This window comes from Phytohabitans sp. LZ39 (assembly GCF_059359075.1).
Window position 1 is genome coordinate 300,629 of sequence record NZ_JCADBM010000002.1, and the last position, 18,829, is coordinate 319,457.

General features: G+C 72.1%; 19 protein-coding genes. 13 read left to right on the top strand and 6 right to left on the bottom strand.

The features are described 5' to 3' along the window. Window positions 1-43 precede the first annotated feature (43 nt). A complete protein-coding gene (gene glmM, locus AC5L36_RS05060) occupies window positions 44-1,390 on the top strand; it encodes a phosphoglucosamine mutase (RefSeq protein ID WP_441214162.1) in 1,347 nt (448 codons plus the stop codon). Window positions 1,391-1,423: 33 nt separating this feature from the next. On the opposite strand, the gene AC5L36_RS05065 is transcribed toward glmM, so the two are convergent. Further along, window positions 1,424-2,602 carry a pyridoxal phosphate-dependent aminotransferase gene (locus tag AC5L36_RS05065; RefSeq protein WP_441214163.1) on the bottom strand — a complete coding sequence of 393 codons (1,179 nt, stop codon included), beginning with the start codon at window positions 2,600-2,602 and terminating at the stop codon, window positions 1,424-1,426. Window positions 2,603-2,839: 237 nt separating this feature from the next. Then, on the bottom strand, window positions 2,840-3,460 hold the full coding sequence (locus tag AC5L36_RS05070) for an MmpS family transport accessory protein (protein ID WP_441214164.1): 621 nt from the start codon (window positions 3,458-3,460) through the stop codon (window positions 2,840-2,842). Between the two features lie 175 nt (window positions 3,461-3,635). Here AC5L36_RS05070 and glmS point away from each other — a divergent pair, with 175 nt between their 5' ends. The 3 genes from glmS to AC5L36_RS05085 are packed head-to-tail and all read left to right on the top strand — an operon-like array spanning window position 3,636 to window position 7,354. Then, a complete protein-coding gene (glmS, locus tag AC5L36_RS05075) occupies window positions 3,636-5,507 on the top strand; it encodes a glutamine--fructose-6-phosphate transaminase (isomerizing) (RefSeq protein ID WP_441214165.1) in 1,872 nt (623 codons plus the stop codon). Window positions 5,508-5,531: 24 nt separating this feature from the next. Further along, window positions 5,532-5,924, top strand: coding sequence for a holo-ACP synthase (locus tag AC5L36_RS05080; protein ID WP_441214166.1), 393 nt, complete (start codon window positions 5,532-5,534; stop codon window positions 5,922-5,924). After that, window positions 5,921-7,354, top strand: coding sequence for an NAD(P)H-hydrate dehydratase (locus tag AC5L36_RS05085; RefSeq protein ID WP_441214167.1), 1,434 nt, complete (start codon window positions 5,921-5,923; stop codon window positions 7,352-7,354). Before AC5L36_RS05080 ends, AC5L36_RS05085 begins: the two co-directional genes overlap by 4 nt. A 5-nt stretch (window positions 7,355-7,359) precedes the next feature. On the opposite strand, the gene AC5L36_RS05090 is transcribed toward AC5L36_RS05085, so the two are convergent. The 3 genes from AC5L36_RS05090 to AC5L36_RS05100 all read right to left on the bottom strand — a co-directional run bounded on the left by AC5L36_RS05090 (window position 7,360) and on the right by AC5L36_RS05100 (window position 9,274). Further along, complete coding sequence (locus AC5L36_RS05090) at window positions 7,360-7,722, bottom strand: cupin domain-containing protein (protein WP_441214168.1); 363 nt, start codon at window positions 7,720-7,722, stop codon at window positions 7,360-7,362. A 55-nt stretch (window positions 7,723-7,777) separates the two neighbouring features. Beyond that, window positions 7,778-8,203 (bottom strand): ester cyclase, encoded by a 426-nt coding sequence (locus AC5L36_RS05095; RefSeq protein ID WP_441214169.1) that lies wholly within the window; start codon window positions 8,201-8,203, stop codon window positions 7,778-7,780. A gap of 99 nt (window positions 8,204-8,302) precedes the next feature. Continuing rightward, complete coding sequence (locus AC5L36_RS05100; RefSeq protein ID WP_441214170.1) at window positions 8,303-9,274, bottom strand: glycosyltransferase family 2 protein; 972 nt, start codon at window positions 9,272-9,274, stop codon at window positions 8,303-8,305. A 42-nt stretch (window positions 9,275-9,316) separates the two neighbouring features. On the opposite strand from AC5L36_RS05100, the gene alr reads away from it, so the two are divergent. Genes alr through AC5L36_RS05140 form a run of 8 tightly spaced genes read left to right on the top strand, consistent with a single transcriptional unit; the run spans window position 9,317 to window position 15,203 of the window. Further along, complete coding sequence (gene alr, locus AC5L36_RS05105) at window positions 9,317-10,435, top strand: alanine racemase (protein ID WP_441214171.1); 1,119 nt, start codon at window positions 9,317-9,319, stop codon at window positions 10,433-10,435. Beyond that, a complete protein-coding gene (locus tag AC5L36_RS05110) occupies window positions 10,432-11,556 on the top strand; it encodes an alpha/beta fold hydrolase (RefSeq protein ID WP_441214172.1) in 1,125 nt (374 codons plus the stop codon). The genes alr and AC5L36_RS05110 overlap by 4 nt, the downstream gene beginning before the upstream one ends. After that, the gene (gene tsaE, locus AC5L36_RS05115) at window positions 11,553-12,023 is read left to right on the top strand and encodes a tRNA (adenosine(37)-N6)-threonylcarbamoyltransferase complex ATPase subunit type 1 TsaE (RefSeq protein WP_441214173.1); all 471 of its coding nucleotides are present in this window, start codon (window positions 11,553-11,555) and stop codon (window positions 12,021-12,023) included. Before AC5L36_RS05110 ends, tsaE begins: the two co-directional genes overlap by 4 nt. Before the next feature lie 11 nt (window positions 12,024-12,034). Next, window positions 12,035-12,700: a uracil-DNA glycosylase gene (gene ung, locus AC5L36_RS05120; RefSeq protein WP_441214481.1), complete on the top strand. Its 666-nt coding sequence runs from the start codon at window positions 12,035-12,037 to the stop codon at window positions 12,698-12,700. Between the two features lie 29 nt (window positions 12,701-12,729). Further along, a complete protein-coding gene (gene tsaB, locus AC5L36_RS05125; protein WP_441214174.1) occupies window positions 12,730-13,458 on the top strand; it encodes a tRNA (adenosine(37)-N6)-threonylcarbamoyltransferase complex dimerization subunit type 1 TsaB in 729 nt (242 codons plus the stop codon). Next, window positions 13,455-13,898, top strand: coding sequence for a ribosomal protein S18-alanine N-acetyltransferase (gene rimI, locus AC5L36_RS05130; protein WP_441214175.1), 444 nt, complete (start codon window positions 13,455-13,457; stop codon window positions 13,896-13,898). Before tsaB ends, rimI begins: the two co-directional genes overlap by 4 nt. Then, on the top strand, window positions 13,891-14,934 hold the full coding sequence (gene tsaD, locus AC5L36_RS05135; RefSeq protein ID WP_441214176.1) for a tRNA (adenosine(37)-N6)-threonylcarbamoyltransferase complex transferase subunit TsaD: 1,044 nt from the start codon (window positions 13,891-13,893) through the stop codon (window positions 14,932-14,934). Before rimI ends, tsaD begins: the two co-directional genes overlap by 8 nt. A gap of 11 nt (window positions 14,935-14,945) precedes the next feature. After that, window positions 14,946-15,203 (top strand): hypothetical protein, encoded by a 258-nt coding sequence (locus AC5L36_RS05140; protein WP_441214177.1) that lies wholly within the window; start codon window positions 14,946-14,948, stop codon window positions 15,201-15,203. 220 nt (window positions 15,204-15,423) lie between these two features. Here the strand turns inward: AC5L36_RS05140 and AC5L36_RS05145 are convergent, their stop codons facing one another. Beyond that, window positions 15,424-17,193 (bottom strand): substrate-binding and VWA domain-containing protein, encoded by a 1,770-nt coding sequence (locus AC5L36_RS05145; RefSeq protein ID WP_441214178.1) that lies wholly within the window; start codon window positions 17,191-17,193, stop codon window positions 15,424-15,426. 221 nt (window positions 17,194-17,414) lie between these two features. On the opposite strand from AC5L36_RS05145, the gene AC5L36_RS05150 reads away from it, so the two are divergent. Continuing rightward, the gene (locus AC5L36_RS05150) at window positions 17,415-18,812 is read left to right on the top strand and encodes a DUF6318 family protein (protein ID WP_441214179.1); all 1,398 of its coding nucleotides are present in this window, start codon (window positions 17,415-17,417) and stop codon (window positions 18,810-18,812) included. Window positions 18,813-18,829: the final 17 nt, after the last annotated feature.

Here is an 18,829-nt window from a genome sequence, read left to right on the forward strand (position 1 = left end):
GCGCCGGCCGCTTCTGTTGCTCGGCTGCGAGGAAGTAGGGGTCATGGCTCGTCTCTTCGGCACTGATGGCGTACGGGGCCGGGCCAACGCCGACCTCACGCCCGAGCTCGCGATGGCGGTGGCGGTCGCCGCGGCCCGCACGCTCGCCGAGTCCGACCGCAGCCACCCGCCGCTCGCGGTCGTCGGCCGCGACCCGCGGGCGAGCGGCGAGATGCTCGAAGCGGCGGTCGTGGCCGGCCTGGCCAGCGCCGGCGCCAACGTGGTGCGGGTGGGTGTGCTGCCGACGCCCGGCGTGGCCTTCCTGGTGGGCGAGGCAAAGGCCGACCTCGGCGTGATGCTCTCCGCCTCGCACAACCCGATGCCCGACAACGGCATCAAGCTCTTCGCGGCCGGCGGGCACAAGCTTCCCGACGAGGTCGAGCACAAGATCGAGGCGGCGATCGAGGCGGGTGCGTCGTTCGTCCGCCCCACCGGCGGCGGCGTCGGCCGGGTGCACGACCTGCTCGACGGTGCCGAGCACTACGTGCAGCACCTCGTCGGCACCGTGCCGCACCGGCTCGACGGGCTGCGGGTCGTGGTCGACTGCGCCAACGGCGCGGCCTCCGACGTCGCACCCCTGGCCTACCGCGAGGCCGGCGCCGAGGTGATCGCCATCCACGCCGAGCCCGACGGCCTCAACATCAACGAGGGCTGCGGCTCCACCCATCTCGAGCCGGTCAAGGCCGCGGTGCTCGAGCACGGCGCGCACCTGGGCATCGCGCACGACGGCGACGCCGACCGCTGCCTGGCCGTCACCGCCGACGGCACCGAGGTCGACGGCGACGAGATCATGGCGATCCTCGCCCTGGCCATGCGGGAGGGCGGCGCGCTGACCGCGGACACGCTCGTCGCCACCGTGATGAGCAACCTCGGCCTGCGCCTGGCGATGTCGCGCGAGGGCATCCGCCTGATCGAGACCAAGGTCGGCGACCGGTACGTGCTGGAGGAGCTGCGCGGCGCGGCCCTTGCGCTCGGCGGCGAGCAGAGCGGGCACATCGTGATGCCGGCCTACGCCACCACCGGCGACGGCGTCCTCACCGGCCTGCACCTCATGTCCCGGATGGCCGCCACCGGCCGGTCGCTCGCCGACCTCGCCTCGGTGGTCACCAAGCTGCCCCAGGTGCTCGTCAACGTGCCGGTCGGCGACCGCGCGGCCGGTGCCACCGCCGCGCCCGTGCTGGCCGCGACGGCCGACGCGGAGGCGGAGCTGGGCGAGACCGGGCGGGTGCTGCTGCGCCCCTCCGGCACCGAGCCGCTGGTGCGGGTCATGGTCGAGGCGGCCACGGTGGAGACGGCCCGCTCGGTCGCCGAGCGCATCGCGGCGGTCGTGCGGTCGGTCAGCCCGGCCTGAGTCGCTACGCCCCGCGGTCTGCCCGCCCCGGCCTCACGCCCGCAGGCGCCGGGCGGCCTCGTCGATGACTTCCGGGCGCTTGCAGAACGCGAAGCGGACCAGCCGCTTGCCCGCCTCCGGGTCGTCGTAGAAGACCTGGGTCGGCACCGCCACCACGCCGCAGCGCTCGGGCAGTGAGCGGCAGAAGTCCATGCCGTCGGTGCCGCCCAGCGGGGTGATGTCGGCGGTCACGAAGTAGGTGCCCTCCGACGGCAGCACACCGAAGCCGGCGTCGGTCAGCCCGGCCACGAGCTGGTCGCGCCGCGCCTCCAGCCCGGCGCGGAACCCTTCGTAGTAGCTGTCCGGCAGGCCGAGCGCCACCGCCACGGCGGGCTGGAAGGGCGCGCCGTTGACGTACGTCAGGAACTGCTTTACCCGCATGACGGCGGTGACCAGCTCGGCCGGGCCGCTCGCCCAGCCGATCTTCCAGCCGGTGCAGGAGAACGTCTTGCCGGCCGAGGAGATGCGCAGGGTGCGCTCACGCATGCCGGGCAGCGTGGCGAGCGGGATGTGCGCCTCGGCGGCGTCGGAGAAGACCAGGTGCTCGTACACCTCGTCGGTCACCGCGTACGCCCCGTGCTCTTGGCACAGCTCGGCGATCTGGGCGAGCTCGCCGCGCGTGAAGACCTTGCCGGTCGGGTTGTGCGGGGAGTTGAGCAGCACCAGCCGGGTACGCGGGCCGAACGCCGCGCGCAGCTCGTCGGGGTCGAACGCGTACCGCCCGCCGGCCGACGGGCGGAGCGTGACCGGCCGCCGCACCGCGCCGGCGAGCGCGATCGAGGCCGCGTACGAGTCGTAGTAGGGCTCGAAGCACACCACCTCGTCGCCCGGCTCGCAGAGCCCCAGGATCGCCGCCGCTACCGCCTCGGTCGCGCCGGCGGTGACCAGCACCTCGCCGTCCGGGTTGTACTCCAGACCCCAGAACCGCCGCTGGTGCTGAGCCACGGCCGCGCGGAGCGCGGGGACGCCGGGGCCGGGCGGGTACTGGTTGTGCCCGGTGCGCAGCGCCTCGGCGGCCGCCTCCAGCATCTCGGCCGGCCCGTCGGTGTCCGGGAAGCCCTGGCCCAGGTTGACCGCGCCGGTGCGCACCGCCAGCGCCGACATCTCCGCGAAGATCGTGGTGCCGAACGGCCGCATCCGCCGCACGCCGGGATCGCTGTCGATGGTGGTCACGCGGCCAGCCTAATCCGGCGCGGGCCGATGCCGGCCGCGGTCCGGCGGGCCGTCCGCCACGCCGCGTGCGACCCGCGACCATCGGGGCGGCGTGACCTCGGCCCGCACGCGGAAAGCCCCTATCAAAGATTTGAGCTACCGCCGGAGGCAAAGGTGGAACCGTGACCAGCGGCGGACGGGTGAGGCTGCGGGAGCAGCGGTCTGGACCACGGCGGACGTCGCGGCAGCTCAAGGTTGTCAGAGGATCAGCTTGGTGCACGTGGCGGTGGCGAAGGTGCCGCTGGCCTTCTTCTTGGCGACCTCTTCACCGTCGATCGTGATGCGGCACTCGATGGCGCCCTTGCCGCCGCCGCTGCGGATGGCGGTCACCGTGACCAGCGCGGCGTCCTCCGACAGCGTCAGCTCCTTGCGCCAGGGCAGGTCGGTGTCGCTGGCCCGCTCGGGTGTGACGCCGTCGTCCTTGAGAAAGACGATGCTCACCGGGCCGTCGCCGGTGACCTCGTACACCACCTTGGCGCCGCTGCCGTAGCCGCCGTCTTTGCTCGGCGAGGGCTCGGCTTCCGGCGTCGTCTGCTCCGCCCGTGGCGTCTGCGGGTCGCGGGTGTTGTCTCCCGCGGTGGTGCCGGGGTCGGGGGTCCTTCCCAGCAGCGCACACGTCGTCACGGTGCCGCCGGCCAGCAGCACGGCCAGCACGATCACCACCGCGAGCAGTGGCCGGTTGGACCGGCGCGGTGGGGTGGGTGGGCCGAGGTACGTCGGGTAGGGCGAGGTGGGCGGGGACGAGGTCGGCGGGGGCGGCACCGGCTGCGTCGGGTAGGCGCCCGGCTGCTGCTCGTAGGGCGGCGGCGGGTAGGTCATCGAGCGTTATCCCCCCGGATAGAGACTGCGGCGAGTCACGGTGTTCCACGATCGCCCCGCGGGGCAAGTCCGGTGTCCGATTCTTCCCCGGATTGCCGCAAACGCTCATGTCGGATGAGCGATAGGGGGCCTTTCGAGCAAGCGTCGTGAGCGAAAGTGGGTTACGCTGCGGGCCATGTGTGGAATCGTGGGCTACGTCGGCGCGCGGCCGGCGCTGGGCATCGTGCTGGACGGTCTGCGCCGGTTGGAATACCGCGGGTATGACTCGGCGGGCGTCGCCGTGGTGGTCGGTGACCGCCTGCTGACCGAAAAGCGCGCCGGCAAGCTGGCCAATCTGGAAAAGATCCTGGTCGACGCGCCCACCGCCGGCATGAGCGACGGCGCAACGGCGATCGGCCACACCCGCTGGGCCACCCATGGCGGCCCGACCGACCGCAATGCTCACCCACACATGTCCCGCGACGGCCGGGTGGCCGTGATCCACAACGGCATCATCGAAAACTTCGCCAAGCTCCGCGCCGAGCTGGAGGCAGACGGCGTCGAGTTCGCCAGCGACACCGACACCGAGTGCGCCGCCCACCTGCTCGCCGCCGAGCTGGCCGACCAGGGCGTGCCGAGCGCCGAGGGGCTGGCGGCCGCGATGCGCCGGGTGTGCCAGCGGCTGGAGGGCGCGTTCACGCTGCTCGCGGTCGACTCGGCCGTGCCCGGCGCGGTGGTCGGCGCCCGGCGCAATTCGCCGCTGGTGGTGGGCCGCGGTGCGGGGGAAAATTACCTGGCCAGCGACGTGTCCGCGTTTATCGAGCACACCCGTGACGCGGTCGAGCTGGGGCAAGACCAGGTCGTGCTCATCACCCCCGAGGGCATCGAGATCACCAGCTTCGACGGCCAGCCCGCCACCGGCAAGGACTTCCACATCGACTGGGATGCCTCTGCCGCGGAAAAGGGCGGCTACGACTACTTCATGCTCAAGGAGATCGCCGAGCAGCCGCAGGCGGTCGCCGACACGCTCATCGGCCGGCTGCGCGAAAACGGCGAGATCATCCTCGACGAGGTGCGCCTCACCGACCAGGATCTGCGCGACGTCGACAAGATCTTCATCGTCTCCTGCGGCACGTCGTACCACGCCGGCCTCGTCGCCAAGTACGCGATCGAGCACTGGACCCGCATCCCCTGCGAGGTCGAGCTGGCCAGCGAGTTCCGCTACCGCGACCCCGTGCTCGACCGGTCGACGCTGGTGGTGGCGATCAGCCAGTCCGGCGAGACCATGGACACGCTGATGGCGCTGCGGCACGCCAAGGAGCAAAAGGCGCGCGTGCTCGCGATCTGCAATACCAACGGCTCCACGATCCCGCGCGAGTCCGACGCCGTGCTCTACACGCACGCCGGGCCGGAGATCGCGGTCGCCTCGACGAAGGCGTTCCTCACCCAGCTCGTCGCCTGCTACCTCGTCGGGCTCCACCTGGCCCAGGTGCGCGGCATCAAGTACGCCGACGAGGTCGCCGCGGTCGTCGCCCAGCTACAGGAGATGCCGGGCAAGGTGCAGGAGGTCCTCGCCACGATGGAGCCGGTGCGCGAGCTGGCCCGTTCGCTCGCCGAGGCCAAGAGCGTGCTGTTCATCGGCCGCCACGTGGGCTACCCGGTGGCGCTGGAGGGCGCGCTCAAGCTCAAGGAGCTGGCGTACATGCACGCCGAGGGCTTCGCGGCCGGCGAGCTCAAGCACGGTCCGATCGCGCTGATCGACGAGGGCTGCCCGGTGGTGTGCGTGGTGCCCTCGCCGGCCGGCCGCGGCGTGCTGCACGACAAGATCGTCTCCAACATCCAGGAGGTGCGCGCCCGCGGCGCCCGCACGATCGTGATCGCCGAGGAGGGCGACGAGGCCGTCGTGCCCTATGCCGACCACCTCGTCCGGGTGCCCCGCACGCCGACGCTCCTCGCTCCGCTGGTGACCACCGTGCCGCTCCAGGTGCTCGCCTGCGAGATCGCCGCCGCCCGCGGCCACGATGTCGACCAGCCGCGCAACCTGGCCAAGTCCGTCACTGTGGAGTGAGCCGCCGCCGATAGGGTCTAACCCGTGATCGTGGCTGTCGGCATCGACGTCGTCCTCGTAGAACGGTTCACCAGGGCGCTCGCCCGCACACCGCTGCTGTCCGACCGGCTCTTCACCGAGTCCGAGCGGTTCACGGCGTCGGGCAACCCGCGCTCGCCCGAGTCGCTCGCCGCCCGCTTCGCGGCCAAGGAGGCGGTGGCGAAGGCGCTGGGCGCGCCGGTGGGGCTGCGCTGGCACGACTGCGAGATCGTCACCGACCCCGACGGCCGGCCGTGGCTGACCGTCTCCGGCACGGTCAAGGCCGTGGCCACCGACCGGGGGATCACCCGCTGGCATCTGTCGTTGTCGCACGACGGGGGCATCGCATCCGCCATGGTGGTAGCGGAGCGGTTGGCGGAAGAGGTGGCGACCCCATGAGGCGTGCCTGGCGGGTCAGCGACGTGCGCGCGGCCGAGGAAGCGCTGATGCGCACCGTGCCGGAGGGCTCGCTCATGCAGCGCGCCGCCGCCGGCCTGGCCCGCCGGTGCGCGCTCCTGCTCGCCGAGCGGGGCGGCGTGTACGGCTCCCGCGTCCTGCTGCTCGTCGGCGCCGGCAACAACGGCGGCGACGCCCTCTACGCCGGCGCCTTCCTGGCCCGCCGCGGAGTGGCGGTCTCGGTGCTGCTGCTGGCGCCCGAGCGGGTGCACGAGGGCGGCCTCGCCGCGCTCCGGGCCGCCGGCGGCCAGGTGGTCGACGCGGTGCCGCGCGAGGTCGACCTCGCCGTCGACGGCATCGTGGGGCTGGGCGGGTCGGGTGGCCTGCGCCCGGCCGCCGAGGCCGCGGTGCGCCTGCTCACCGCGCGGCGTACGACGATCGTGGCGGTCGACATCCCCAGCGGCGTCGACGTCGACAGCGGCGGGCTGAGCGGGCCGGCGGTGCGGGCCGACGTGACCGTCACGTTCGGCTGCCTCAAGCCGGCGCTGGTGGTGGGGCCGGCCGCGCCGTGCGCCGGCGAGGTCGAGCTCGTCGACATCGGCCTCGGGCCCTGGCTGCGGGCGGACGCGGCGCTGGCCGTGGCCGAGTGGCCGGACATCGAGGAGTGGTGGCCGCGCCTGGACGCCGCCTCGGAGAAGTACACGCGGGGCGTCGTGGGCATCGCGACCGGCTCGGCGACATATCCGGGCGCGGCTGTCCTCTCCGTCGGCGGCGCGCTGGCCGGCCCGGCGGGCATGGTCCGGTACGCCGGCGGCGCCGCGGGCCACGTGCTTCGCCACCACCCTTCCGTGATCGCCACCAAGCGGGTGGCCGACGCCGGGCGGGTGCAGGCGTGGGTGTGCGGCTCGGGCCTCGGCACCGACGAGTCGGCTGCCACCGAGCTACGTACCGTGCTGGCGACCTCGCTGCCGGTCGTGCTCGACGCCGACGCGCTGACGCTGCTCGTCGACGGCTCGATGGCCGACCAGCTGCGCGGCCGCGACGCGCCGATCGTGGTCACCCCGCACGACCGTGAGTTCGCCCGGCTGGCCGGGGGAGAGCCCGGCGACGACCGCGTGGGCGCCGCGCTCCGCCTGGCCTCGTGGATGAACGCGGTCGTGCTGCTCAAGGGCGACCGCACGGTCGTCGCCACGCCGGCCGGCCACGCGTGGGCCAACCCGACCGGCACGCCGGCACTGGCCACCGGCGGCACCGGCGATGTGCTGGCCGGGCTGCTCGGCTCGCTGCTGGCCGCCCGGGTGTCACCGGAGCGGGCGGCGGTCGCAGCCTCCTACCTGCACGGGTTGGCCGGACGGGAGGCCGCCCGGCGCGGCCCGGTGACCGCGCCGGACGTGGCCACCGCGCTCCGCGACGTGGTGCCCGCCTCGTTCTGAAAGCGCTACTTGGGCAGTGCGTACTCGGCGATCTCCCCGAAGTCGAGGAACACGCAGGTCTCGCTGCCCACCACCTCGGCGTCGTGTCCGGGCGGGATCGCCGCGACCTCACCCGGCGTCAGCTCCCGCTCGGTGCCGTCGCCCATGGTGACCCGCATGCGGCCCTCGAGGCAGTAGCCGAGGTGCGACACCTGACACAGGTCACCGCCCACGATCGGCTTGACGTTGCGGGACCACCGCCAGCCCGGCTCGAAGTGGCCTCTGGCTACCGTCCGGCCGCCGACGGTTACGAAGTCGGCCCAGCCCTGGCCTTCGAATGTGCGGGTCTCGTCCGCCTTGTCGAAGGTCTTGATCTCGATGTTGCTCATGACTCCCCCTAACCCCGAAGCCTCCCCAGCCCGGTATCCCCCCTCGAAAAGTCCGTCAGCTGGTCGGCATGGGCTCGGCGTGGCCCAGTTGCACCATCATCGTCATGACGTCGTAGAACATCTCGCCCGAGACGATCTTGCCGTCGCTGTCGTAGTGGAACACTTCGCAGAACGGCACGTCGATCCGGCGCCCGGTGGCCGGCAGCGGCCCCATCGGCCCGTCGTTGGTGCCCTGCGCGCGGAAGAGGCAGACCGTGTAGTCGCCACCGTCGATGAACCGGTGGTCGACGCTCCGCCCGTCGGAAAACCCGGCGGCCCACTCTTTCATCCAGTCGACCAACTCGACCGGGCCCTTCACCGACTCGCCGCGCGGATGGTCGGTGTAGATCGCGTCCTCCCGCATCGGCCCGGCCGCGGCCGCCCAGTCCCGGTTGTTGAAGGCCTCCATCGTCGCGCGGTGGGTTTCGACATTGCTTCCCATAGCGCCCCCCTTCGTGCCTGCGACGCGTGTGGTCCACGTCACATTGCTCGAACGTAGCCCCTGGTCAAGCGCGCATGTCAAGGCTCAGTGACCGGGTGACTACGGACGGGTGGACTCCGAGGACGGACGGCGGGCGCTGGGTGGTCGGATGGTCGAGGCCTCGGTCTCCTTGGCCAGATAGTGCGGCCGCCGCTTGGCCTCGTAGTAGAGGCGGCCGATGTACTCGCCGATGATCCCGAGGATCGTCATCTGGATGCCGCCCAGCCCGATGACGCTGACGATGATCGTGGTGTAACCGGGCATGTCGATGCCGCGCGCGACCGCACTGATCACGACCCATGTCATGTACGCCACGGCCAGCACCGTCAGCGCCATGCCGGCGTAGATCGCCAGGCGCAGCGGCCGGTTGTTGAACGACAGCAGCCCGTCGAGCGCGTAGTTGAACAGCTTGCCGATGGTCCACTTGCTCTGGCCGCCCTGACGCGCCTCGTTCGTGTACGCGAACGCGACAGTGTTGAAGCCGATCCACGAGTAGAGGCCCTTGGAGAAGCGGTTGTACTCGGGCAGCGACAGGATCGCGTCGACCGCCCGCCGGGAGAGCAGCCGGAAGTCGCCCGCGCCGTCGGTCAGCTGCACGTCGACCAGGCGGTTGACCATCCGGTAGAAGGCACGCGAGGCGAACGAGCGGAAGAAGTGGTCACCCCGCCGGTCGCGGGTGGCGATCACCTGGTCGTAACCCTGCTCGAAGAGCTCGACCATGCGGGGCAGCAGGTGCGGCGGATGCTGGAGATCGGCATCCATGATCACGATGGCGTCGCCACTGGCCCGCTCGAGACCGGCCAACATGGCCGACTCCTTGCCGAAGTTTCGGCTCAAGGACGTGTACTTGACCGTTTCGTCCCGCGTGGCCAGCCCGCGGAGCGCCACGAGCGTGCCGTCGTCGCTGCCGTCATCGACGAAGACGATTTCGATCTCGGCGGGCAGCGCTTCGGTGGCGGCCTTGACCGCGGCGTGCAGCCGCTCGACGGACGCCTCCTCGTTGAAGCACGGCACCACAACGGACAGGCGCATGTACAGGATGTTACGTGCTGACGGGCCAGTAGGCTGATCCGCATGTGGCAGGCCGAAGTGCGCGTCGACCTGGACGCGATCCGCGACAACGTGGCCCTGTTGCGTGCCGGCACGACCGCCGAGGTCATGGTGGTGGTCAAGGCCGACGCGTACGGGCACGGCATGCTGCCGGTGGCTCGAGCGGCCCTCGAGTCGGGCGCGAGCTGGCTCGGCGTGTGCACGCTCGACGAGGCGCTCACCTTACGGCGCGCCGGCATCACCGCACCGGTGCTCGCCTGGCTGTTCGCGCCCGGGTTGCCCCTGCACGAAGGGGTCACCGCCGGAGTCGACCTCGGCGTCGGCGGCCTCGCCCAGCTCGGCGAGATGATCGACGCGGCACGCACGGCCGGCCGCCCCGCACGGGTACACCTGAAAATCGACACGGGCCTGGCGCGCGGCGGCGCGACACCGTCCGACTGGCCGGCGCTGGTCGAAGCCGCCGCGAAGGCCGAGGCCGACGGATCGATCGAGATCGTCGGGATCTGGAGCCACTTCGTGTACGCGGACGCGCCCGGCCACGAGACCATCGACCGCCAGCTCGACGTCTTCCGGGAGGGCGTGGCGACCGCCGAGCGCCTCGGCGTCGACGCCCCCTACAAGCACATCGCCAACTCGGCCGCCACCCTTACCCGCCCCGACGCCCACTTCGACCTGGTGCGGCCAGGCATCGCCGTCTACGGCCTCTCGCCGGTGATCGGAGAGCGCTACGGTCTGCGGCCGGCGATGACGGCGCGAGCCCGGGTCATGCTCACCAAGCGGGTGCCGGCGGGGCAGGGCGTGTCGTACGGCCACACGTACTTCACCGAGCGGGAGACCACCCTCGCCGTCGTGCCCCTCGGATACGCGGACGGCATCCCCCGCCACGCCTCCAACTCGGGCCCCATCGAGCTGGGCGGCAAGGTGCGGCGGATCGCCGGGCGGGTCTGCATGGACCAGGTGGTGCTCGACTGCGGCGACGACCCGGTCGCCGCCGGCGACGTGGCGACGCTATTCGGCAGCGGCGCGAACGGCGAGCCCACCGCCGACGACTGGGCCGAGGCCGTCGGCACGATCAACTACGAGATCGTGACGCGTTTCGGCGGGGTGCGGGTGCCGCGGATCTACGACGGAGCGGGCGCATGAGTCTTGCCAGTCGGTCGATGCGCAAACGGGCTGGGCTGCTCGGCGCCGTCGTGGGTATCGCGGCCGTCGGCGTGGCGGCCGGTGTGGTGGCCGAGCGCGCCCTGGTACGCCGCTCCAAGCGCGCGCCCGACGACCCGTACGCCAACGAGGACTTCGGTCGCCTCGCATACGACGAGGCACTCACCGTCACCACCGCGGACGGCACCGACCTCTACGTGGAGATCGTCGAGCCCACCGACGGCGTCGAGCTCGACGCCGACTTCGTCGCGGACGTGACCGGCGCGATGACCTCGCTGGAGCCGACCCTCGTCTTCGTGCACGGCTTCTGCCTCGACATGGGCACGTTCCACTTCCAGCGCAAGGAGCTGACCCGCCGCGGCGACTACCGGATGGTCTTCTACGACCAGCCCGGACACGGCCACTCCGGCAAGCTGGAGTCCGGCGAGTACGAGCTGCCCGCGCTCGGCGAGGCCCTCAAGGCCGTGCTCGACGAGACCGTGCCGGAGGGCCCGATCGTGCTGATCGGACACTCCATGGGCGGCATGACCATCATGGCCTTCGCCGAGCAGCACCCGGAGTACTTCGGCGACCGGGTCGTGGCCACCGTGCTGATGTCCACCTCGGGCGGGCGGCTGGAGGAGACCAAGTTCGGGCTGCCCGCGCTGATCGCCAAGGCCGGCTCGCCGCTGATGCCGCTGGTCAACAGCGCCACCCGGCTCAGCGGCGGCGTGATCGACCGGGCCCGGCACGCGTCGTCCGACCTGGCCTGGCTGCTCACCCGCAGGTACGGGTTCGGCGACACCAAGCCCAGCCCCGCCCTGGTGTCCTATGTGGAGGAAATGAACTCCCGCACCTCCACCGAGACCGTCGCGCGCTACCTGCGCACCCTCTACACGCACGCCCGCTACCCGGCGCTCAAGGCGCTGCGGTCGGCGCTCGCGCTGGTCATCGTCGGCGACAAAGACATGATCACGCCGGTCACCCATTCGGAGGAGATCCTGCGACACGTGCCGGACGCCGAGTTCGTGAAGGTGCCCGACAGCGGCCACGTGGTGATGCTGGAACACGCCGACGAGGTCAACGCCGTGCTCATCGCGTTTCTGGAGAAACTGACCGCGTGACCACTCTGTCCACTGTCTCCGATACCGAAGAATTCGGGCGCCGCCTCGGCGCCGTGCTCCGCGCCGGTGACCTTGTCGTGCTCACCGGCCCGCTCGGCGCCGGCAAGACCGCGCTGGTCCGCGGGATCGGCGCCGGCCTCGGCGTGCGCGGCGACATCACCTCGCCCACGTTCGTCATCGCCCGCGTACACCGGCCGGATCCGGCCAAGGGCGGCCGCGTCGCTCTCGTACACGCGGACGCGTACCGGCTAGGCTCTGCGATCGACCCGCGGGCGGAGATCGACGACCTCGACCTGGACGCCTCGGTGGACGACTCGGTCACCGTGGTGGAGTGGGGCGAGGGCGTGGTGGAGCAGCTGTCCGACGCGCACCTCCAGGTCCGCATCGACCGCCGCGACGACGACTCCCGCGAGGTCCGACTCGAGCCCCACGGTGGGGACTGGACGGCACGCGTGGAGGACTTGTGACTCTCGACCTGATGACCCTGCTGCCGTCGTCGTGGCAGGCGGTGGTCAAGCCGTATCTCGACGACGCGCGCATGGCGGAGCTGGCCGCGTTCGTCGAGGCCGAGTTCCAGGCCGGGCCGTGCTTCCCGCCGCTGGAGGACCTCTTCTCGGCGTACCGGCTCTGCGCGCCCGAGGCCTGCCGCGTGCTGATCCTGGGCCAGGACCCGTACCACAAGCCCGGCCAGGCGCACGGGCTCAGCTTCAGCGTGCGCCCCGGCATCGCGGTGCCGCCTTCCCTGCGCAACGTGTACAAGGAGCTCGCCGCCGACCTCGACGTGCCGCCGTCCCGCTCCGGCGACCTCACCGGCTGGGCGGCCCAGGGCGTGCTGCTGCTCAACGCGGTGCTCACCGTCCGCGAGGGCAAGCCCGGCTCGCACGCCAACCGCGGCTGGGAAGACTTCACGGACGCCACGATCCGTGCGCTGAACGACCGCGCGGAGCGGGTGGTGTTCCTGCTCTGGGGCGGATACGCGCGCAAGAAGGCCGAGCTGGTGACCAACCCGGCGCACGTGGTGCTGGAGGCCGGCCACCCGAGCCCGATGAACCCGCGTGGCTTCCTTGGCACCCGGCCCTTCAGCGCGACAAACAAGGCCCTCGCCGACGCCGGCCTCGACCCCATCGACTGGTCCCGCCTCTAGCCCCTGGCGGCCCGGATAGGGTGCATATCGTGCTTGTACTCGTGGTGGACTCGTCGACCCCGGCGGTCACGGCCGCCCTCGCGGAGGTGACCGACCACGGCGTCGTCATGCGCGCGCAGCGGCAGGCCGTCGACGCCAAGGCACACGGCGAGCTGCTCGCCCCCGCCGTCGAGGCCGTGCTCGGCGAGGCCGGCGCCGCCCCCCGTGACCTCGACGCGATCGTGGCCGGCGTCGGACCGGGGCCGTTCACCGGCCTACGGGTCGGGCTCGTCACCGCCGCCAGCATGGGGCAGACACTCGACATCCCCACGTACGGCGTCTGCTCACTCGACGCCCTCGGCCGCGTGGATCAGGCCGGCCGCGCGGATCAGGCCGGCCGCTCGCTCGACGCGCTCGGCCGCGTGGACCGCGGCGGCCGCGTCCTCGCCGCCACCGACGCGCGGCGCAAGGAGATCTACTGGGCCGTCTACGATCGCGGCGCCCGGGTCACCGAGCCCGACGTCGACCTGCCGGCCGCCGTGGCCGAGCGGGTCGCCGGCCTCGGGGTGACCGGCGCGGTGGGCGAGGGCGCGCTCAAGTACGCGGACGTGCTCGGCCTCCCGGTGCGCGACGAGCCGCGATACCCGCCGGCGGCCGCGCTCGTCGAGCTGGCGGCCGAGCGGATCCGGGCGAAAGGGCCGGGCGAGCGGCTCACCCCGCTCTACCTGCGGCGCCCGGACGCGGTGGCGGCGGCAGGGCGCAAACCGGTCCTGCGATGAAGATCCTGCCGCTCCGCTGGTGGCACATCGACGAGGTGATCGCCATCGAGGCCGACCTCTTCGGCGCCGAGCAGTGGTCGGCGGCCATGTTCTGGAACGAGCTGGCCAACGGCCACCACTACCTCGCCGCGACCGGCGACGAGGGTGAGGTCCTCGGATACGCCGGGCTCGCCGTGCAGCCGCCCGACGAGGCTTGGGTGCAGAACATCGCTGTGCGGCGGGACGCGCAGCGCCGTGGCATCGGGCGCACGCTGCTGGAGGCGCTGCTGGCCGAGGCGGCGCGGCGCGGCGTACGCAAGGTGCTGCTGGAGGTCGCCGTCGACAATGGACCGGCGCAGAAGCTCTACGGCGACTACGGATTCGAGGCGGTGGGCCTCCGCCGCGGGTACTACCAACCGAGCAACACCGACGCCCTGGTGATGATGAGACACGATGACTGAGCCGCTGGTACTGGGAATCGAGACCTCCTGCGACGAGACCGGTGTGGGGATCGTCCGCGGGCACACGCTCCTCGCCGACGCGCTGGCGTCCAGTGTGGACGAGCATGCGCGCTTCGGCGGTGTGGTGCCCGAGGTGGCCAGCCGCGCGCACCTGGAGGCCATCGTGCCCACAATGGAGCGTGCGCTGAAGGAGGCCGGCGTCACGCTCGCCGACGTCGACGCGATCGCCGTGACCGCCGGCCCCGGTCTCGCCGGCGCGCTGCTCGTCGGGGTCGCCGCCGCCAAGGGGTATGCGGTGGCGGCCGAGAAGCCCATCTACGGCGTCAACCACCTGGCCGCGCACGTGGCGGTGGACACGCTGGAACACGGGCCGCTGCCCGAGCCGGCGATCGCGCTGCTGGTCTCCGGCGGTCACTCGTCGCTGCTGGAGGTCGACGACCTGGCCACCGGCGTGACGCCGCTCGGCGCGACGATCGACGACGCGGCCGGCGAGGCGTTCGACAAGGTGGCCCGGCTGCTGGGCATGCCGTTCCCGGGCGGACCGCCGATCGACCGGGCGGCGCGCGAGGGTGACCCGGGCGCGATCCCCTTCCCGCGCGGGCTCACCGCGCCGAAGGACCTGGCCGCGCACCGGTTCGACTTCTCGTTCTCCGGCCTGAAGACCGCGGTGGCGAGGTGGGTCGAGGCACGCGAGCGGCTCGGCGAGCCGGTGCCGGTGGCAGACGTGGCGGCCTCGTTCCAGGAAGCGGTCTGCGACGTCCTGGTCGCCAAGGCCGTCGACGCCTGCCGCGACCGGGGCATCGAGACGCTGGTGATCGGCGGTGGCGTGGCGGCAAACTCGCGGCTGCGCGCGATGGCCGAGGAACGCTGCGCCAAGCACGGCATCACCGTGCGCACACCACGCCCCAAGCTCTGCACCGACAACGGCGCCATGGTGGCCGCACTCGGCTCCCACCTCGTCGCGCGCGGCGTCGCCCCGAGCCGGCTCGACCTTCCCGCCGACTCGGCCATGCCGCTGACGATCGTGAGCGTGTAGTGTCCGGCGACGTGATCGTCCGGATGTGGGAGGTACGCGGCGAGCCGGCCAGGTTCGCCGACCTGATCTCGTGGGTATGCGACACGGCGGTGCCACGGATCGAGGTCGAGCCGCTCCACATCTCCAGCGAGGTCTTCTCCTCCACCGACCACCGCGTCGTGGTCGTCTCGAAGTGGCGGGGCAGCACCCCGGTGCAGCTGCCCGACCCGCCGGCCGACCTGGTTGCTCGCAAGCCCCACGCCTGGGACTTCACCCAAGTCGACCGCTGAAACCACGCCGGCCGCTCCCGGCCGGCGCTGAGCAGATCTTGGTACGAATTGGCCCTCAGAGGGGCACCTTCATACCAAGATCTACCCCCTCGCTGGCAGCGCTCTCGGCACCACACCACGAGACCTTGATCGGCACGGTTCTAGGTGAAGGATTCAGGTCGTCATAGCGACCCGAATCCTCCACGATCCCCAAGCCACACCCGGCAAGCTCTCGAGATCGTCAGGAAACCCTGCCGGCGAAGGCCAGGATGATCTGCTGGATGGCGCTGACGTCGTTGCGTTCGACGAAGGTGCGGCCGCCGGTGACCTTGGTGATCTGCTCCAGCGCCGACGCGTCGGCCTTGGGGCCTACCGCGATGGCCAGGATCGGCAGGGGGCGGTCGGCGCGCGCCGAGGTCTTCAGTTTGGCGAGCAGTTGCTGGAGCGACAGGCCGGACTCGTCCTCGTTCTTGCCGTCGGTCATGACCACGACCATGTTCTGGGCGTTGGGCTTCCACGCCTTCTGCATGCGGTCGTAGGCCGCGCCGATGGAGTCGTAGAGGCCAGTGCCACCCGAGGCTTTCAGGGTCTGCACGGCGCCGGCCACCGCTTGGCGGCGTGGGACGCCGCCGACGATGCCGCCGGCCGGGCCGGGCGCGACGAGCTCGCGGTAGTCGGTGGTCGGGGTCAGCTGCGTGGCGAACGCCCACAGGCCGATGACAGTGCCGTTGTTGAGCAGCCCGGCGCCGGCGATCGCGGCCTTCTGGATGAGCTGTAGGCGGGTCTGGTTGGTGCCCGGCACCGGGTCGTTCATCGAGCCGGAGACGTCGAGGAGCAGCAGCGCGTTGTTGGAGCGCTGGAGCACGCCCCACACGGCGAGCATCTGGCTGAGGGCCTGCGCGGTCGGCGTGCGTTCCGGCGAGGTGACCGTGGTCTGGAAGCCGCGCTCGGCGTTGAGCAGGCCGGTGTCGCGGGTGGCGTGGCCGGTGTCGCGGAAGCCGGCGCGCTCGTACGCCTGGCGGCTCTCCGGCTTTTGCAGGTGGGCGAGCAGCCCCGCGGCCGCCTGCCGGCGTACCTCGTCGACCCACGGGGCGCGCAGCACGGCGAAGGGGTAGTCGGCGTACGCCGCGCCCTCCTTGGGGTAGACGGGCACCAGCGGCACCTTCGGCGAGCCGGCCGCGTACTCCGCCAGCTCGCGCTCCAGCACGGGAATCGCCGCGGGCAGCGTGGCGACGCCGGCCGCGCCCGCGTCGGAGTACTTGCGCAGCAGCGCCGCCGGGTCTTCCGCGGTCGTCGTGGTGAGCTGCGAGGCGGAGAGGGCGATGTACAGCTCTTCGTTGGTCTGCGTCTGGTTGTTGTCCGGATCCATGATGGTCATCGCGGAGGCCAACCCCGCACCGGAACGGGTCGGGTCGGCCATGCCCAGCCGCATCGCGCCCCACTCGCGGTGGCCGTAGTTGGCCCAGGTCTTGCCGCCCTGGAAGGCGCCGACCAGGTCGGTCCACCCGAGCGCGCGCTTGGGCCAGCCCAGCGCCTCCGCCATCGGCCGCTGCATGCCGATGACCGTCGGCGAGCTCGCCAGGCTCGGCGACTTTTCCTGCGGCAGCACGGCCGCGGCGTCGGGGCGGCCGGCGGCGAGTGAGAGCCAGGCGCTGAAGTCGGGTGCCCACACGTCGGGCCGGGGTCCGTCACGCGCCTCGTCCCAACCTGGGCCGATCGAGGCGGCCACCGCGCTCGACGGCATCGCGCGCACGGTGGCGGAGACGCAGTGGCCGTCGACGACCGGGCCGGCGTCGTTCCACTGGTCGGTGAGCTCGTTGACGATGGGGTAGTGGTCGGGTGAGGCCACGACGCTGATCTGCACGGGCGCGCCGGTGCAGACCTCTTCCTCGCCGGTCAGCTGGAAGTAGCCCACGGTGCCGCCGCCGACGGCGAGCGCGACGGCGCCCGCGGTCACGGCCAGCCGGCCGTTGCGGCTGGAACGCCGGTGTCGGAGGACGGATTCCGCCAAGGCTATTCACCCCACATCGCATGACGCCCAGCGATGTCATGATCGCGCTCAGTACACGAGGATGACTTATCGCCGCGTTGGTTGCACAGTGATACGAACATACGGTCCCGGGGGGTTGGGTTGGTGGCCATCACGGTCACAATCCAGCAGGCCAATGGTCATATTGGGGGACGAGGTACGTGACTCGAACGGTGGGAGGCCGTTACCGGCTGTATGAGTTCATGGCGGGTGGGGATACCGGCGAGGTGTGGCAAGCGGTCGATCTCGGGACCGACCGTGCCGTCGCCGTCAAATTGATGTATCCCGACCTCGCCGCGGACCCGCGGCTGGTGGACCGGTTCGTGCGCGCCCGCGGGCAGCTCACGATGCTGTGGCACCCGAGCATCGCCCGGCTGCTCGACATCGTGGTGGAGGAGGGGACGCTGGCGCTGGTGACCGACCTCGTGCCCGGCGTCGACCTCGGGCGGCGGCTCGCCCGTGAGGGGCCGCTCGACGCCGGCAGCGCCTCGGCGGTGGGGGCCGCCGTGGCCGACGCGCTGAGCGCCGCGCACCAGATCGGCGTCGTGCATGGAGACATCAAACCGTCCAATGTGGTGGTGCCGGTCCAGGGGCAGGGGCCGGCGTGCGTCACCGACTTCTCGGTGATGCTCCTGGTACGGGCCGGGCGCCGCTACCCGGAGCCGTTCGAGCGGCTCAAGTACCGCGCACCGGAGGTGACCGACGGGGCGGTCCCGGTGCCGTCCAGCGACGTCTACGCGCTCGGCGCGATGCTCGGCGAGATGCTGCCCGGCAACTCGCCGGCGCGGCTGCGCATGATCGCGGAAGAGTGCGTGCGCCCCGATCCCGGCGCCCGTCCTTCGGCGGCCGAGATCGGTCACGAGCTGGGCACGCTGGCGACGCGGCTGGCGACGGCGCCGGCGGCGGTGGCACCCGCGTCCCGCGCGGCGATCGGTGCCGGCCCGGCGCGTACGCGCGGCCAGAGCCGGCCGGGCGCGCGCGGCCCGGCCTGGCTCTTCGGCAGCCCGACTCGGTTGGCCGTCGCCTTCGGTGTGGCGCTGGCGCTGGTGCTGGCCGCTTTCGCGGTGACGAGGCCGTGGGAGCCGGCGAGTGAGCAGGGTGGTGGCGGCGGCACCCGCCCGCCCGCCGGCTCGACCGGCGGCGCCGCGTCCGCGACCGGCACCTCGAAGGCGCCACCCCTGCCGTCCGCCGCCGGCGCGCACACCCGGGAGGGCGGTGCGGCGTTCGTCAGGTACTGGTTCACACTGCTCAACCACGCGCAGGGCACGGGCGAGACCGCGCCGCTGCGGGAGGCCACCGGGCCGGGCTGCCGGGAGTGCGAGACGGTGGTGGAGACCATCGGCGACGCGTACGGCGACGGCGGCTCGATGCGCGGCGGCGTCTACGTGGTGCGCAACGTGGCCACCAACGGGCTCTTCACCCTCGACAGCCCGATCTACGAGGCGACCCTCGACCGCAGCCCGCGCGCGACCCTCGACCGCACCGGCGTGGAGCGGGGGAGCCTGGCCGGACTGACCGTCGCCAACTGCATGGTGAGCCTCGACTGGACCAACAACCGCTGGCGGGTGGCGGGCGTGCCGACGGCGGGCTGCGTCGCATAGGGAGGCCCCGGAGCAGC

Coding starts and splice junctions, on each gene's coding strand:
- glmM (WP_441214162.1), top strand. CDS start 44: ATGGCTCGTCTCTTCGGCACTGATGGCGTACGGGGCCGGGCCAACGCC.
- AC5L36_RS05070 (WP_441214164.1), bottom strand. CDS start 3,460: ATGACCTACCCGCCGCCGCCCTACGAGCAGCAGCCGGGCGCCTACCCG.
- glmS (WP_441214165.1), top strand. CDS start 3,636: ATGTGTGGAATCGTGGGCTACGTCGGCGCGCGGCCGGCGCTGGGCATC.
- AC5L36_RS05085 (WP_441214167.1), top strand. CDS start 5,921: ATGAGGCGTGCCTGGCGGGTCAGCGACGTGCGCGCGGCCGAGGAAGCG.
- AC5L36_RS05090 (WP_441214168.1), bottom strand. CDS start 7,722: ATGAGCAACATCGAGATCAAGACCTTCGACAAGGCGGACGAGACCCGC.
- AC5L36_RS05095 (WP_441214169.1), bottom strand. CDS start 8,203: ATGGGAAGCAATGTCGAAACCCACCGCGCGACGATGGAGGCCTTCAAC.
- AC5L36_RS05100 (WP_441214170.1), bottom strand. CDS start 9,274: ATGCGCCTGTCCGTTGTGGTGCCGTGCTTCAACGAGGAGGCGTCCGTC.
- alr (WP_441214171.1), top strand. CDS start 9,317: ATGTGGCAGGCCGAAGTGCGCGTCGACCTGGACGCGATCCGCGACAAC.
- AC5L36_RS05110 (WP_441214172.1), top strand. CDS start 10,432: ATGAGTCTTGCCAGTCGGTCGATGCGCAAACGGGCTGGGCTGCTCGGC.
- ung (WP_441214481.1), top strand. CDS start 12,035: ATGACCCTGCTGCCGTCGTCGTGGCAGGCGGTGGTCAAGCCGTATCTC.
- rimI (WP_441214175.1), top strand. CDS start 13,455: ATGAAGATCCTGCCGCTCCGCTGGTGGCACATCGACGAGGTGATCGCC.
- tsaD (WP_441214176.1), top strand. CDS start 13,891: ATGACTGAGCCGCTGGTACTGGGAATCGAGACCTCCTGCGACGAGACC.
- AC5L36_RS05150 (WP_441214179.1), top strand. CDS start 17,415: ATGGCGGGTGGGGATACCGGCGAGGTGTGGCAAGCGGTCGATCTCGGG.